11 protein-coding genes and 1 other annotated feature are annotated in these 13,815 nt (G+C 45.5%); of the genes, 8 read left to right on the plus strand and 3 right to left on the minus strand.

Annotation, left to right across the window (positions count from 1 at the left end; translation table 11 throughout):
• The first annotated feature begins 9 nt into the window (after window positions 1-9).
• A complete protein-coding gene (locus ACR6HW_RS15855) occupies window positions 10-2,379 on the plus strand; it encodes an endonuclease MutS2 (protein ID WP_455728678.1) in 2,370 nt (789 codons plus the stop codon).
• A 43-nt stretch (window positions 2,380-2,422) separates the two neighbouring features.
• Here the strand turns inward: ACR6HW_RS15855 and ACR6HW_RS15860 are convergent, their stop codons facing one another.
• Entirely contained in the window at window positions 2,423-3,199 is a 777-nt protein-coding gene (locus ACR6HW_RS15860; protein ID WP_455728679.1) for a rhomboid family intramembrane serine protease, read from the minus strand.
• A 146-nt stretch (window positions 3,200-3,345) separates the two neighbouring features.
• Window positions 3,346-3,549: a binding site (T-box leader), on the plus strand.
• Between the two features lie 106 nt (window positions 3,550-3,655).
• On the opposite strand from ACR6HW_RS15860, the gene argS reads away from it, so the two are divergent.
• Window positions 3,656-5,353, plus strand: a complete 1,698-nt coding sequence (argS, locus tag ACR6HW_RS15865) for an arginine--tRNA ligase (protein ID WP_455728680.1) — start codon at window positions 3,656-3,658, stop codon at window positions 5,351-5,353.
• Window positions 5,354-5,478: 125 nt separating this feature from the next.
• Here argS and ACR6HW_RS15870 read toward each other — a convergent pair whose 3' ends face one another.
• Both ACR6HW_RS15870 and ACR6HW_RS15875 read right to left on the minus strand, forming a co-directional pair.
• Window positions 5,479-5,856, minus strand: a complete 378-nt coding sequence (locus ACR6HW_RS15870; protein WP_455728681.1) for a response regulator — start codon at window positions 5,854-5,856, stop codon at window positions 5,479-5,481.
• 19 nt (window positions 5,857-5,875) lie between these two features.
• Window positions 5,876-6,379: a hypothetical protein gene (locus tag ACR6HW_RS15875; RefSeq protein WP_455728682.1), complete on the minus strand. Its 504-nt coding sequence runs from the start codon at window positions 6,377-6,379 to the stop codon at window positions 5,876-5,878.
• Between the two features lie 151 nt (window positions 6,380-6,530).
• Here ACR6HW_RS15875 and ACR6HW_RS15880 point away from each other — a divergent pair, with 151 nt between their 5' ends.
• From ACR6HW_RS15880 to ACR6HW_RS15905, 6 genes are all read left to right on the plus strand, one after another.
• Window positions 6,531-8,303: a B12-binding domain-containing radical SAM protein gene (locus ACR6HW_RS15880; protein ID WP_455728683.1), complete on the plus strand. Its 1,773-nt coding sequence runs from the start codon at window positions 6,531-6,533 to the stop codon at window positions 8,301-8,303.
• Window positions 8,296-9,117: an NAD(+)/NADH kinase gene (locus ACR6HW_RS15885; protein WP_455728684.1), complete on the plus strand. Its 822-nt coding sequence runs from the start codon at window positions 8,296-8,298 to the stop codon at window positions 9,115-9,117. Before ACR6HW_RS15880 ends, ACR6HW_RS15885 begins: the two co-directional genes overlap by 8 nt.
• A gap of 8 nt (window positions 9,118-9,125) precedes the next feature.
• Window positions 9,126-10,250 carry a tetratricopeptide repeat protein gene (locus ACR6HW_RS15890; protein ID WP_455728685.1) on the plus strand — a complete coding sequence of 375 codons (1,125 nt, stop codon included), beginning with the start codon at window positions 9,126-9,128 and terminating at the stop codon, window positions 10,248-10,250.
• A 234-nt stretch (window positions 10,251-10,484) separates the two neighbouring features.
• Window positions 10,485-11,396 carry a bifunctional enoyl-CoA hydratase/phosphate acetyltransferase gene (locus ACR6HW_RS15895; protein ID WP_455728686.1) on the plus strand — a complete coding sequence of 304 codons (912 nt, stop codon included), beginning with the start codon at window positions 10,485-10,487 and terminating at the stop codon, window positions 11,394-11,396.
• 47 nt (window positions 11,397-11,443) lie between these two features.
• A complete protein-coding gene (gene iorA, locus ACR6HW_RS15900) occupies window positions 11,444-13,222 on the plus strand; it encodes an indolepyruvate ferredoxin oxidoreductase subunit alpha (RefSeq protein ID WP_455728687.1) in 1,779 nt (592 codons plus the stop codon).
• A 2-nt stretch (window positions 13,223-13,224) separates the two neighbouring features.
• Window positions 13,225-13,806, plus strand: a complete 582-nt coding sequence (locus tag ACR6HW_RS15905) for an indolepyruvate oxidoreductase subunit beta (RefSeq protein ID WP_455728688.1) — start codon at window positions 13,225-13,227, stop codon at window positions 13,804-13,806.
• Window positions 13,807-13,815: the final 9 nt, after the last annotated feature.

Consider the following 13,815-nt stretch of genomic DNA (forward strand, 5'->3'; position numbering starts at 1 on the left):
TGTCATACAATGAATGAAAAAACACTCAGAGTTTTAGAATACCCAAAGATTATACAAATGCTTGAAGATAAGGCGACGTCTACAGTTGGCAAAGCACTGTGTAAAGCGCTGATGCCGTCTACCGATGTCGAGGCCATCGACGCCATGCAGGCGGAAACCGACGAAGCGACGACGTTGATTATCAAGCAGGGGCGACCGCCAATAGGGCCGATCTACGATTTGGAAGACGCGGTGAAACTGGCTAAAATCGGCGGGGTTCTCAATCCGAAGCAATTGATAGAGATTGGAGATGCCCTGCGTACGGCGCGCATTCTCAAACGCTTTTTACAAGCAGGTGAGCATTATGAAGCCGCCTATCCAGCACTGTACGCCCTAGGGGGGCAGTTGACGCAACTGAAAACATTGGAGAGTGAAATCGAGCGCTGCATTGTTTCTGAAACAGAAATCGCCGACGACGCCTCTCCTGAATTGCGTAAAATTCGACAACAAATAGAAAAGAAAAATTTAGCGGTTCGACAAAAACTCGAATCGATGATTACCAATCCCGACTATCAAAAATACCTTCAAGACACGCTCGTCACCATTCGTCAGGATCGGTTTGTCCTTCCGGTAAAGAGCGAACATAAAAACCACGTTAAGGGTCTGGTGCACGACCAATCGGCCAAGGGCAGTACGTTTTACATCGAGCCAATTGCAGTTGTGGAGCTCAACAACGCGCTTCGAGAACTGAAAATCAGCGAACGGCAAGAAATTGAGCGCATTTTAAGGATGCTTACTGAGCGCGTGGCGGCATACACCTCTGAAATTGAAGTCAATCTTAAAGTGTTGACTCAAATTGACTTTGTCTTTGCAAAGGGCAAACTCGCTGTGGAAATGAATGCCGTGCGACCGGAGCTTTCGAAAGACAGGCAACTCCGCATTAAAAATGGCCGTCACCCACTGTTGCCGAAGGAGACCGTCGTTCCGACAAATATTTGGCTCGGGGAGCAGTTTACCACATTGTTGATTACCGGACCGAATACCGGCGGGAAGACGGTCACGCTGAAAACGGTAGGGCTTTTGACTTTAATGACCCAGGCCGGACTTCACGTACCGGCGGGCTATGGCACTAAAATGGCCGTTTTTGACCAAGTGTTTGCCGACATTGGCGATGAACAGAGTATTGAACAGAGTTTGAGTACCTTCTCGTCGCATATGACCAACATCGTCAACATTTTAAATGACGTATCTGATAATGCGTTGGTGCTGTTTGACGAACTCGGTGCCGGCACTGACCCTACTGAGGGGGCGGCACTGGCAATGGCGATTTTAGATGAACTCAGACAGTTTGGTATTCGAACACTGGCGACAACGCATTATGCGGAGCTCAAGACATATGCCATCTCAGAAGATGGCGTTGAAAACGCTTGTATGGAGTTCGATGTGGCCTCGCTTAGCCCGACGTATCGCTTGCTCATCGGCATTCCGGGAAAGTCCAATGCGTTTGAAATTTCGCGGAAGCTCGGCCTGTCGTCACACCTCATTGAAAAATCCAAAGCGTATATTCACACCGATGATATCGCTTTTGAAGATGTGGTAGAGCGCATTGAAAACAGCCGTAAAATTGCCGAAGCTGAACGCGATGAGGCCATTCGACTCAAGTTAGAAGCCGAGCGTCTTAAAAAGGCGTTGGCGGATAAAGAGAGCAAGTGGCTGGAAAAACGCGACAGCTTGTTGAAAAAATCTAAAGAAGAGGCGCGTGAAATTTTAAGAGAAGCAAAAGAGACCTCTGAAAATATCTTAAGAGAACTGCGTTCAATTGACCGAAATTCGCTCAAACAGAAAAACAAAGAGATTGAAGCGATGCGTCGACGGCTCCAAGAACAGTTGGAGGAAACTACCGACGGCGTCATCAGCAACGACGTGGAAAGTGAACTGCCACCTGAGAACTTAAATGTGGGCGATGTGGTGCGCGTTTTGAGTTTGGGACAAGACGGTACAGTGGCAGAGCCGCCAAACGACAAGGGCGAAGTGCTCGTTCAAGTCGGTCTTATGAAAATGTCCGTCTCTATAAAAAAACTCCTCTTGGTGAACAAGCAAAAGCGCGACCAGCAAGTTTACAAGAAGCACGCAGAAAAGCGACAGACTTCAGCTTATATTCAAACTGAAATCGACGTACGCGGTGAGAACATCGAAGATGCAATGGTTATCATCGACAAGTATTTGGACGATGCGGCGCTATCTAGTTTAGAAAAGGTGAGAATTATCCACGGAAAGGGCACCGGTGCTTTGAGAAAAGGCTTGCATGAGCATTTTAAGCGCCATCCTCATGTGAAGGCTTTTGAGTTTGCCGCCTATAACGAAGGGGGCAATGGCGCCACAGTTATTACGCTGAAATAGAATTGTGTAAAAAAACGGAACTGCCAGCAGTTCCGTTTTTGCGTTAAGGGTTGAATTTTTCCTGTGCGTTGAGAAGGATGCGCTCAGCCTTTTCAAGGTCACCTTTTTCGTTGTAATAATAGGCGGCGCTAATATGATTTTGAACGTCACTTTTAACCAAATACGTGCCGTAAGCAGCTTGCCCCACGATTAAGAGCAGAGCGATTACCGGGTAAAACCACTTTTTTGCAGTAAACCACTTTTCATAGGAGAGCCCCAGTGAAACAGCGAGGACGTAGCCGCCAATAAGTCCACCCACATGTCCTGCCATATCGATGTTTGGCCTGATAATGCCTATGACGAGGTTAAAGGCGATGAGGAGTACAAAATCCATGCCGTAAAGGCGTTTGTATACCGCGGGATTGAGTTTGAGTAAATAGAGATTGGCACCCATAAGTCCGAAGATAGCCCCCGATGCCCCGACGGCGTTATTGCTTGTAAAGACATAACTCGCTAGCGAACCGATTAAGCCGCCGATGAGATAAATGACTATAAACTTGGACTTGCCGTAAAACCGTTCGATATCTCGTCCAATGACATAGAGCATCAACATGTTGAACACGAGGTGCATAATATCGGCGTGGAGGAACATCGACGTCACCAACCGCCAAATTTCACCGAAGGCAATGAGAATATTCACCTTCGACCCCAAGAGGAAGAGACCGTTTTGGCCGGTTAAATCAATTATCTGAACCCCTAGAAACATAATGACATTGGCCGCAATGAGCCATTCCGTCAGCCCAAATGCTTTAAGCCGCGCTTTAAGTGAATCTACTGACATACAAAACTCCTTTATACTAATCTATAGTGTATTATACCTTTTTTCCTCTAACATGTGCCATGAAACGTCAATGTTCATAAAAACTTTACGTTTCTCAGGGGCTTGATTTTGAATGCGGGATATGGTAAGCTATATACCAAATTGATAATGATTCTATGAAGGGGAGAGTAGCAATTGTGCTCTGTTTTAGCGAGTCGACGGTGGTGGAAGGTCGATACAACGCAGTGGTGAAGAGAACCCCGGAGAATTTTGTCGGCTGTGCTGACAAGACGGATGTCCCCGTTAAAGGCTTTGAGTGAGAAAGGTATCTTTCTAAAAAGAGTGGTAACGCGGAACATTTCGTCTCTTATTGAGTTTGACAATAAGGGGCGTTTTTTTTATGCGGCGGTTGTCACAGAGAGGCATTCGCAGAACATGGGGGCCGCTTGTGGCGGCGGTAAATAAAGGGAGGCTAAAATGGATTATAAAGCATTGATTGCAGGTGCAGTGGCACCACATGTAGGCGCTTTGACCTACGATGAAATTTACGAGTTGGTGGAGTACCCTAAAAACAAGGAGATGGGGGATTTCGCATTTCCTTGTTTTAAACTGGCAAAGACATTTAGAAAAGCGCCGCAACAAATTGCAGGGGACCTTGCGGAAGCCATTGGCGAAAACGAGGCATTTTTAAGCGTTGTGCCTATTGCGGGCTTCTTAAACTTTAAAATCAATCCGGCACACTTTGCGCAGTCGGTTATCGGCGAAGTACTCGAAAAAGGTGAACACTACGGTCAATCGGATCTCGGTGCGGGAAAAAAGACGATTGTCGAGTATTCTTCTGTGAACATTGCAAAGCCGTTTCACATGGGCCATATTAGAAGTACGATGATTGGCGAGTCACTACACCGTATTTACAAGTTCCTCGGGTACGATACAGTGGCCATCAATCACCTCGGCGATTATGGTACACAGTTTGGCAAGTTGATCGTAGCGTATAAACTTTGGGGAGACGACGCTGCCTTAGAGGCGGATCCCATTCCGGAACTCCTTCGAATTTACGTTAAAATTCACGAAGAAGCGGAGACCAATCCGGCGCTTGAAGACGAAGCGCGCGGCTGGTTTACAAAACTTGAACATGGCGATGAAGAAGCGATGCGCCTTTGGACGCTGTTTAGAGACATGTCGCTTAAGGCTTTTGACAAAGTCTACGACTTGCTTGGCGTGACGTTTGATTCTTATGCAGGTGAAAGTTTTTACTCAGATAAAATGCCGGCAATTGTCAGTGAGTTGCGTGAAAAGGGCATCGTTCAAAAGTCTGAAGGCGCTGAAATCGTCGATTTAGAAGCCTATGGCATGCCACCGGCGCTCATTACGAAGAAAGACGGTTCAAGCCTCTATATGACACGTGACCTCGCCGCCGCTAAGTATCGAAAAGAAACTTACGATTTCCACAAAAACATCTATGTTGTAGGCAGTGCCCAGAAGCTCCACTTTATGCAGTGGATTAAAATTATCGAACTCATGGGATACGATTGGGCAAAAGACTGTGTACACGTCGACTTTGGTATGGTGGCATTGGAAGACGGGTCGCTTTCGACGCGAAAGGGAAAAGTCGTCTTTATTGAAGACGTTTTGAAAAAAGCTATAGAGCAGACTCAGAAGATCATCGAAGAAAAGAATCCAAATCTCAGCGACAAAGAAATCGTAGCCAAGCAGGTGGGCGTCGGTGCAGTCGTGTTCCAAGAACTGTACACATCGCGCAACAAAGATTACACGTTCTCACTGGACAAAACCCTTTCTTTTGAAGGCGAAACGGGCCCGTATGTTCAGTACACGCATGCTCGGGCGTGTAGCGTCCTTAGAAAAGCGGCCTTTGAACTCAAAGAAACCTATAACTTTGAAGTGCTCAACGATTCGGCAAGTGTGGATGTCATACGCCTGCTTTCCAAGTTCCAAGAGGCGGTTGTACTGGCGCATAAGAACTACGAACCGCATACGGTTGCGCGTTATGTGGTTGAACTCTCTCAAGCGTTTAACCGCTTCTACCATGACAACTCGATTCTCGTGGACGATGCAGAAACCCGTGAAGCGCGATTGGCACTGGTTTACGCTGTTAAGACTGTGTTAAAAACGGCACTGGAACTGGTTTGCTTAGAAGCGCCTGAACGCATGTAACAGACGTTTGGTCGCGTCAATAAACCAAGCTGAATAAAAAATCACCTTCAACGCGGTAAGAGCCGGCTGGAGGTGATTGTTTTTTAATGGAAAGATGACGCGCTGTGTGCATGTGACGTGGTGCATCAAGTCATTTGCTCGATTAGATGGCTGATTCTGGACAAGGTGTTTTTAAGACGCGCTGGACTGAGGTCTTCCTTAAGTATAAAATCCGTAAACTTTAAGTTTTTAAGGCGTTTGGAGATGTCGTCCACATCACTTGACGTCAGGATGACGACGGGCGTTTTTTGGAATTTAGACTCTTCGAGGTCTTGGAGAAGTGTTTCTACACTCATATCGGCAAGTTCCATCCCAGTGAGGATGACGTCGATATCGTATTTGGAAAGCAATTTGAACAAATCGCCTCCAGCGTTGCTTTCAACGTAGTCGACACCTTGTCTTACAGACATGTCGTGGACAATGCGTCTGAAAAAATCGCTGTATTCAAAGTGTAGAACTCTCATAGTACCTCACCTCATTTCTTTAAAATTTAATCGTACTGTTGAGCACGTCGGGATCTTTTTTCGTGTATACGCGTTTGGAATGGGCCATGATGTCTTTGATGTTCTCAAGGACACAGTCGACCGATTGGTCTAAGGCTCTTAAATCTTCTTCTTCGATGTTGTAGTAGAGGTACAGGTCTTCAAAGAGGCGTACCAATTTAGAAAGGTGTTCGTCAATTTCGATGAACTGGCCATAGTTCTTGGAGTTCATCGCATTGCCGAATTGTTCGATGTCGACTTTGATGACGTCTACGATGTCTTCTTCGCACTTAAAATCACCAATTGCCAACGTATAGGGTTTAATGCGTTCCAAGAAAAAACTACCGTCTTCATTGAGATGATAGGCGTAGCTGATTTTGTTGTCGCGCAAATTGAATTTGACTAAAAACATGATGCCTTGAATGTCGATGACTTTGGCACCCATAGATTTAAATTCTTCTTTACAGATCTCATGTCGAATTAATCTCGAGGACATTATTGCCATATGAATCCCTCCTATTTTCTTTAGATAAGTATAACATAATAATTTTTGGGCGTCATAAAAGATATAAAAAAAATGAAAAAGGGACTTGTATTTTCGCCGAACACCTCGTACCATGTTATAATGATTAATGAACTTACAGAATGGAGTGCCTATGAAAATTTTACTGATGTCGATGAATTCTAAATACATTCATTCGAATCTCGCCATACAATACTTGTATCGGTACGCAGAACAAAACCGCGCCCTATACAGCCCGCATATAGAACTCGATAAAAAAGAGTATACCATTAACATGTCGATTGACGACATTCTCATTGACCTTCAAGGTGGTGGTTACGATTATATATTTGTCTCAACATATATTTGGAACATAGAACCCTTACAGTATTTATTCTCAAATTTAAGGCAAATCAATCACAATATTAAAATCTTTTTTGGCGGGCCTGAGGTGACATACAATCCCGTTGAACAGTTGGAAGCTCACGCGTTTTTAGATGGGGTTATCGTCGGAGAAGGCGAGGAGACGTTTTTACAGTGTTTGGTTCAATTGGCAGGTGGGGTGCAGACACTTAAAGAGGTTCCGGGGATTGTTTGTCGAGAAGGAGACGCCATTGTCTCTGCGCCGAAGCGCCCGCCTATGGTCAATCTCGACGCCATCCCGTTCCCCTATGAAGACCTTTCCGCTTACGACCACCGAATTCTCTATTATGAGACGACGCGTGGGTGTCCGTACAGCTGCAGCTACTGTCTGTCGTCAGCCCTTCGAGGGGTACGTTATTTCAGTCATGAGAAAGTTTTTAAGGATTTAGACGTCTTTCTAAACGCACGTGTGCCTCAGGTGAAGTTCGTCGACAGAACCTTTAACGTGAGCAAAACGCACGCTATTCCAATACTTGAATATTTAATAGAAAACGACAACGGCGTGACGAATTTCCACTTTGAGATTACTGCCGATAGACTCGACGACGCGTATTTTGACGTTATACAAAAAGCGCGAAAAGGGTTGTTTCAGTTTGAAATTGGGGTACAAACCACTTGTGGCGATGCGCTAGAGGCTATTAACCGACCAGTGCAGTTCGATCGACTCAAAGCCAATACGCGCCGCTTAATTGAACAGAAAAATGCGCATACCCATGTGGATTTAATAGCAGGCTTGCCCTATGAAGGCTTTGAACGATTTTTACAGTCTTTCGACGATGTTTTCGCCATTGGCGCCGATCATGTTCAGCTGGGATTTCTCAAGCTTCTCAAAGGGACGCCACTCGATGCCACACGCGAGGTGCACGGGTATAAAGTTAGAGTTCAGAGTCCGTACGAAGTCTTGTGTAATCGCTATATCAGTTTTGAAGAAATGAGTGCACTGAAACGTATAGAAACGCTTTTGGAAGCGTATCACAACTCGGAAAAATTCACCCATACACTGTGCTACATAATGGCGCAGACCCAGTGGTCTCCAAGTCAATTTTACGTCGAGCTCTCAAAGTTTTGGAACGCACGCAGATGGTTTGACGCACCGGTAGCCGCTTTTGGTCTGTATGAACGCCTGTACGACTTTGGCCATGCGATAAATCTACCGGTTGATGTTTGCAGTGATTTGCTGAAAGTGGATTACTACAGCTCAAAGTTCAAGGGGATGAAACCGCTCTTTTATTACGAAGACGATCCCAAGTTCAACGCCAAACGCTTGAAGTTTTTGAGCGATCCAGTTCACGTGGACCGCTATTTGCCGCAGTATCGGGAGGCGAGACCAAAAGAAATCCTCAAAGCTGTCGAGTTTATCTCGGTGCGTTATGATATAATAAAATTGATTGAAAGCCATTACACAGTTGCAGAGGCGAAAAGCGCCGTTTTAATAATAGATCCGTCAAGTGACGCCCCATTGACACAACTGGAACGAGAAGTATGGGAGGATAACCATGGATAAAGTGCTCATTCACGCTAACAGCAATTCGAATTCACAGCGCGTTCGGCGCCTGATTATAAAGTCGTTGACTTCAAAGGGAAAAAAGGTCGTCAAGCAGAACCCCGATATTATCTTTGTCATCGGCGGTGACGGCACAATGCTCAGCGCAGTTAGAAGGTACAAGGATTTAGGGGTTCCCTTTATGGGCATCGACACGGGCACTTTGGGATTTTTGACAACCATTATGCCCAATAACCTCGACAAAATTTTCGATGTGTTGGATCGTAAAGATTATCGGGTGATGAGTTACCCGCTTTTGATGGTAAGCACCAAGACCCTCAGCGGGGACATCTTTACGGATTACGCGTTTAACGAAATCATCATTAAACACGTAGACCCTAAGTTGATGGAAGCAAAAGTCTATTTTAACGGCAGGGCGTTTAACTACTTTACAGGGGACGGGTTCATCATCTCGACGCCAATGGGGGCGACGGGCTATGCTATTTGGGCAGGTGGCGCCGTGATGCACTCGGACTTACCGGTGTATCAGATTACCCCGATTACGCCGAATGACAACAGCGTCAACCGGCCGATGAGTTCGACGATGATTTTGCCAAGCGATACCAAGATAGATATTAAAATCGTCAAGGCTTCAAAGCGAAAAGTCATTGTCGCCTGTGATGGACATAAACTTTCCAACGACTATATAGAAGACATTCATATTAAAATATCTGAAGAAACCGAGATTAAAGTCATTCGTTCAGACGACTTCGATTACTTTGATCTCTTTAAGCGCAAGATTATAGATAAAAACATTAGACGCGTACTGGATTAGGAGGTACAATGGCAACTTATAGAGACTTTGAGAACAAACTCCTTGAAAAATACAAAGATGAAGTCCTTTTCATCGAGCTGAAACCCGGCAAATCGTGGCGGATTGGGAATTATGCTTGGCCGAATGACGTGCCGATTCCGGTCTATACCTTGGCTTTGGCGGACACGATTAAAAAAGATGACATCGAGCGCATTCCGCCAATTGCTTTGTTAAAGGGCCTCGTGTTTGCAGTGGGGGCCATGGGAGAATCCATACAGCACTTTGAAACGTACCAAGCTTGTTTAGAGGCTTTTGATGAAGCTTTTCACCAATCGATTCTGCAAGACGGCGTACGATTGGCACAAGAGGGGGACCTCGTACAGGCCATTCTCTATTTTAGAGTGGCAACTTTAACGCGTCCTGAGCGCATCGATGGGTGGGTCAATAGAGGACGTGCCTATTATGACCTCGCCGAAGCCAAAGAAAACAAGACGTTTTACTTGTCCGCTGAACACAACCTAAAGAAAGCCATCGCAGTCGATGGAGATCACGGGATGGCGTACTACTTGCTGGGCTATTGTTATTACAGTTTAGAGCGGTACAGGGAAGCTTCAACGGTCTGGAAACAAGCGTTTACAAAAGGGTTGACTCAAGAGGTGAAAGAGGAACTCGTGGAAGCGCTTGCTAAGATGGAGGTGCATCTCGTCTACGAAGAGGGGGTTGAGCACATTCTTTCAGAACGAGTTGACGAGGGCTTGGCGCTGCTGAAGTCTATTGAAGACGAACATGACGATTGGTGGGCGCTGTTGTTTTACATTGGCCTAGGTCTTAGGTTTCAAGAACTTTATGAAGATGCCATCGGCTACTTTCTCAAAGTGCTGTTGCTCAATACCGGTGATGTTCAGACGATGAATGAACTGGGGTTGTGTTTTCTGTCAATAGGCGATGTAGACAGCGCCGAGCGCTACTACAAAGAGGCGCTGAAAATTTCACCTGAAAATGCGGAGATTCTCTGCAATTTAGGCATTGTCTTTTTAAATAGAGACGATGTGGAGGCGGCTCTATCGTATTTTAACAGGGCACAGGCCTTGAAACCCGAAGACGACGTTATACAAAGCTGGATTCAACATGTACAAATGACCCGTCTCAATTAAAGTATTGTTTATTAAATGTGAGAGTTGTCGCGAGAGCAGACAGCTCTTTTTTTGGCAATGAAATCGATGGCGAATCGCTGCTGGTTTTGGGAAACAATACGGCGGTAAACACCTTGAGCGCTGTGAAGATTTGATGCGAAAACTGTTGTGAGATAGTTAAAAATAGTGTACAATGAGGTGGATGTTATAAAAAAAGTTGAAGGCATACAAAAAAATAATAAAAGGTGTGATGCTATGATTAAAAGTGTAAAAGATTTACTCAATCAAGCGAAACAAGGTCAAAAAATGACCCTTGTCGTCGCAGCAGCACAAGACGAGGACGTGTTATACGCCGTATGTAAAGCTGCAGAAGAAGGGGTGATTGTACCGATTCTCGTGGGCGATCAACCTGAAATCGAGCGGATTGCCCGCGAGCAAGCGCTCGACATTTCAAACTATACTGTGATTCACGAGCCGGATTTGACGGCATCGGCGAGATGTGCAGTTCAGCTCGTGTCAGAGGGCCGTGGCGACTTTTTAATGAAAGGCCTTATCGATACAGCTATTTTACTTAAAGCTGTTCTCGATAAAGAAATAGGTCTTCGTACAGAGCGTCTGCTCAGCCATGTGATGATTTACGAAGTTCCGCATTACCACAAGTTGCTCTTCTTAACAGATGGCGGCATGAACATTGCACCGACATATGAGCAAAAAATAGGCATTGCGGAGAACGCTGTCGATGCGTGTAAAGCAATGGGCGGCGATGTTGTTAAAGTGGCGGCTTTAGCGGCAAAAGAGAAAGTCAACGAGAAGATGCCTGCCACCGTTGATGCGAGAAAGCTCCAAGAACTGTGCGAAACAGGACACTTTGGAGAAGGGGTGGTCATCGAAGGGCCATTGGCACTCGACTTGGCGGTTTCTGAGGAAGCGGCAAAAGTGAAGCGTTTTGAAAGTCGCGTCGCCGGTGATGCCGACGTCCTCTTGGTACCGACTATTGAAGTGGGCAACGGCATCGGTAAGAGTTTGACGTATTTAGCGGGTGCTGAATCCGCAGGGGTCATTATGGGGGCAAAAGTACCGGTAGTGCTCGTTTCTAGAGCAGACAGCTATACGGCAAAACTCAATTCTATTGCCCTAGGCAGTGTTATTGCCGAGTATCAAAAATAGCGAGAGTTCTCAATCTAATTTTTATAAATGAGATAAGGAGTGTTTATATGAAACATCTAATTACAGGAAATGAAGCGGTAGCGCGCGGCGTCTTTGAAGCCGGTGTTACGTATGCAAGTGCCTATCCGGGTACACCTAGTACTGAAATCCTTGAAAACGTTACGCATTACAAAGACGTTTTAACCGCTGAGTGGGCGCCAAATGAAAAAGTCGCTCTCGAAACGGCCATAGGGGCTTCCCTTGCAGGTGCTCGTACACTCGCTGCGATGAAGCACGTTGGGGTCAATGTGGCGGCAGACCCTTTATTGACAATTGGTTATACTGGTGTAACCGGCGGACTGGTACTCGTTTCTGCTGACGATCCAGGCTGTCACAGTTCACAAAATGAGCAAGACAACCGCTACTACGCTAAATTTGCGAAAATTGCCTGTGTTGAACCAAGTGATTCGCAAGAATCGAAAGATTTTGTCAAGGCGGCGTTTGAAATATCTGAGCAATTTGATGTACCGGTACTCTTTAGAATGACAACGCGCGTGTGTCACTCAAAAGGGCTCGTCACTTTTGACGAGCGTCAAGAAGTGCCTGTGGTACCTTATCAAAAGAACGCAGATAAGTTTATCGCATCACCGGCGCATGCAAAAGTGTTGCATCCAATTGTGGAAGATAAGTTTTTTAAATTAGAAGCTTTTTCAAATGAGACCCCTTTAAATAGAATCGAATGGGGCGATAAAAAAGTGGGCATCATTACCTCTGGTGTTGCCTACACTTACGCAAAAGAAGTTTTCGGCGACAACGCGTCTTATTTAAAACTCGGTTTCAGTTACCCGCTTCCAATGGATAAAATCAGAGCCTTTGCAAAAGAAGTTGAGACGCTTTATATTATTGAAGAACTCGAGCCTTTTATCGAAGACCAATTAAAAGTAGCGGGAATTCCGTGTATTGGAAAAGAGAAAATCCCTAGAATCGGCGAACTCAACCCAGACATCGTCGCTAAGGCGCTTTTAGGTGAAGAGAGATCAACTGTTGAAGCCAACCCGGAGAAGATTGTAGGCAGACCGCCGACACTTTGTGCCGGTTGTCCACACAGAGGGTTCTTCTACACGCTCAGCAAAAAGAAAAATGTCGTTATCACAGGCGATATCGGCTGTTACACATTGGGTTCTGCTGAACCACTTAATGCAACAGACTCAGTTATCTGTATGGGCGCTTCAATTTCCATGGGACACGGCGCTAAAAAAGCCTTTGAACGCAACAACATCGACAAGAAAGTCGTTTCGGTTATCGGCGATTCGACCTTCTTCCATACAGGCATCAACTCTTTGGTGCATGTGGCTTATAACAAAGGGAATACAGTAAATGTCATTCTCGACAATAGAATTACGGGGATGACGGGACATCAAGAAAACCCTGGTTCCGGTTATACATTAGATGGTGAAGCCGCAAATATCATCGACATTCCTGAACTCGTTAAAGCCATTGGTATCGACCACGTGGTATCGGTTAACCCACTTGACCTCAAAGCGATGAACCAAGCGATTGACGATGCTTTTGCCTACGATGGCCCATCGGTAATCATCACGCGTTACCCATGTGTTCTGAAGAAGTTTTCTCCGGAAGACATTAAAGAGTTTAATCTTACGAAGAAAATGTGTCATGTTATTGAAGACAAGTGTAGAGGCTGCCGCATCTGTACGAAAACAGGTTGTCCAGCGATCAGCTTCGATACTGAAAACAAAAAGGCTTCAATCGATCCGACGATGTGCGTAGGCTGTGAAGTTTGTCTTCAAGCTTGTCCGTTCTCAGCAATTGAAAGGGTAGGTGAATAATCATGACGCAAAACAAAGATATTCTATTATGCGGTGTTGGTGGACAGGGGATTATCCTCGCATCAAAAATTTTGGCAACGGGTTTAATTAAAGCCGGTTATGACGTTAAGATGAGTGAAGTACACGGTATGGCACAAAGAGGCGGTAGCGTTACGACGCAAGTGCGTTTTGGCGAAAAAGTGTACTCGCCGATTATCGGTAAGGGACAGGCGGACATCCTCGTGTCTTTTGAAACCATGGAAACGGCGAAATGGATTGAGTTTGTCAAACCAGAAGGTAAAGTGGTTATCAACGATTATCAAATACCGTCTGCACCGATTTTAGCCGGAGCAGCTGAGTACCCTAAAGGCGTTATTGAAGACATTTCTTCAAAAGTGGAGACGACCATCTTCAAAGCGGCTGACTTGGCAAGAGAGCTGGGCAACATTAAGACGATGAATGTGATTGTCGTGGGTGCCTTGATTAAAGCCATGGGGCTCGACGCTATTACCGACTGGAAAGCGGTTATCTCTGAAACTGTAAAAGAGAAATTTATCGACATCAACGTCAAAGCACTAGAAGTTGGTATGAACCAAGTCAAATAAATTATTGTG

Source organism: Fusibacter sp. JL298sf-3 (assembly GCF_053842995.1).

Excerpts from the sequence above, each read along its gene's own strand:
- ACR6HW_RS15905 (WP_455728688.1), top strand. The coding sequence starts at position 13,225 with ATGACGCAAAACAAAGATATTCTATTATGCGGTGTTGGTGGACAGGGG.
- ACR6HW_RS15895 (WP_455728686.1), top strand. The coding sequence starts at position 10,485 with ATGATTAAAAGTGTAAAAGATTTACTCAATCAAGCGAAACAAGGTCAA.
- iorA (WP_455728687.1), top strand. The coding sequence starts at position 11,444 with ATGAAACATCTAATTACAGGAAATGAAGCGGTAGCGCGCGGCGTCTTT.
- argS (WP_455728680.1), top strand. The coding sequence starts at position 3,656 with ATGGATTATAAAGCATTGATTGCAGGTGCAGTGGCACCACATGTAGGC.
- ACR6HW_RS15875 (WP_455728682.1), bottom strand. The coding sequence starts at position 6,379 with ATGGCAATAATGTCCTCGAGATTAATTCGACATGAGATCTGTAAAGAA.
- ACR6HW_RS15880 (WP_455728683.1), top strand. The coding sequence starts at position 6,531 with ATGAAAATTTTACTGATGTCGATGAATTCTAAATACATTCATTCGAAT.
- ACR6HW_RS15870 (WP_455728681.1), bottom strand. The coding sequence starts at position 5,856 with ATGAGAGTTCTACACTTTGAATACAGCGATTTTTTCAGACGCATTGTC.
- ACR6HW_RS15890 (WP_455728685.1), top strand. The coding sequence starts at position 9,126 with ATGGCAACTTATAGAGACTTTGAGAACAAACTCCTTGAAAAATACAAA.
- ACR6HW_RS15860 (WP_455728679.1), bottom strand. The coding sequence starts at position 3,199 with ATGTCAGTAGATTCACTTAAAGCGCGGCTTAAAGCATTTGGGCTGACG.
- ACR6HW_RS15855 (WP_455728678.1), top strand. The coding sequence starts at position 10 with ATGAATGAAAAAACACTCAGAGTTTTAGAATACCCAAAGATTATACAA.
- ACR6HW_RS15885 (WP_455728684.1), top strand. The coding sequence starts at position 8,296 with ATGGATAAAGTGCTCATTCACGCTAACAGCAATTCGAATTCACAGCGC.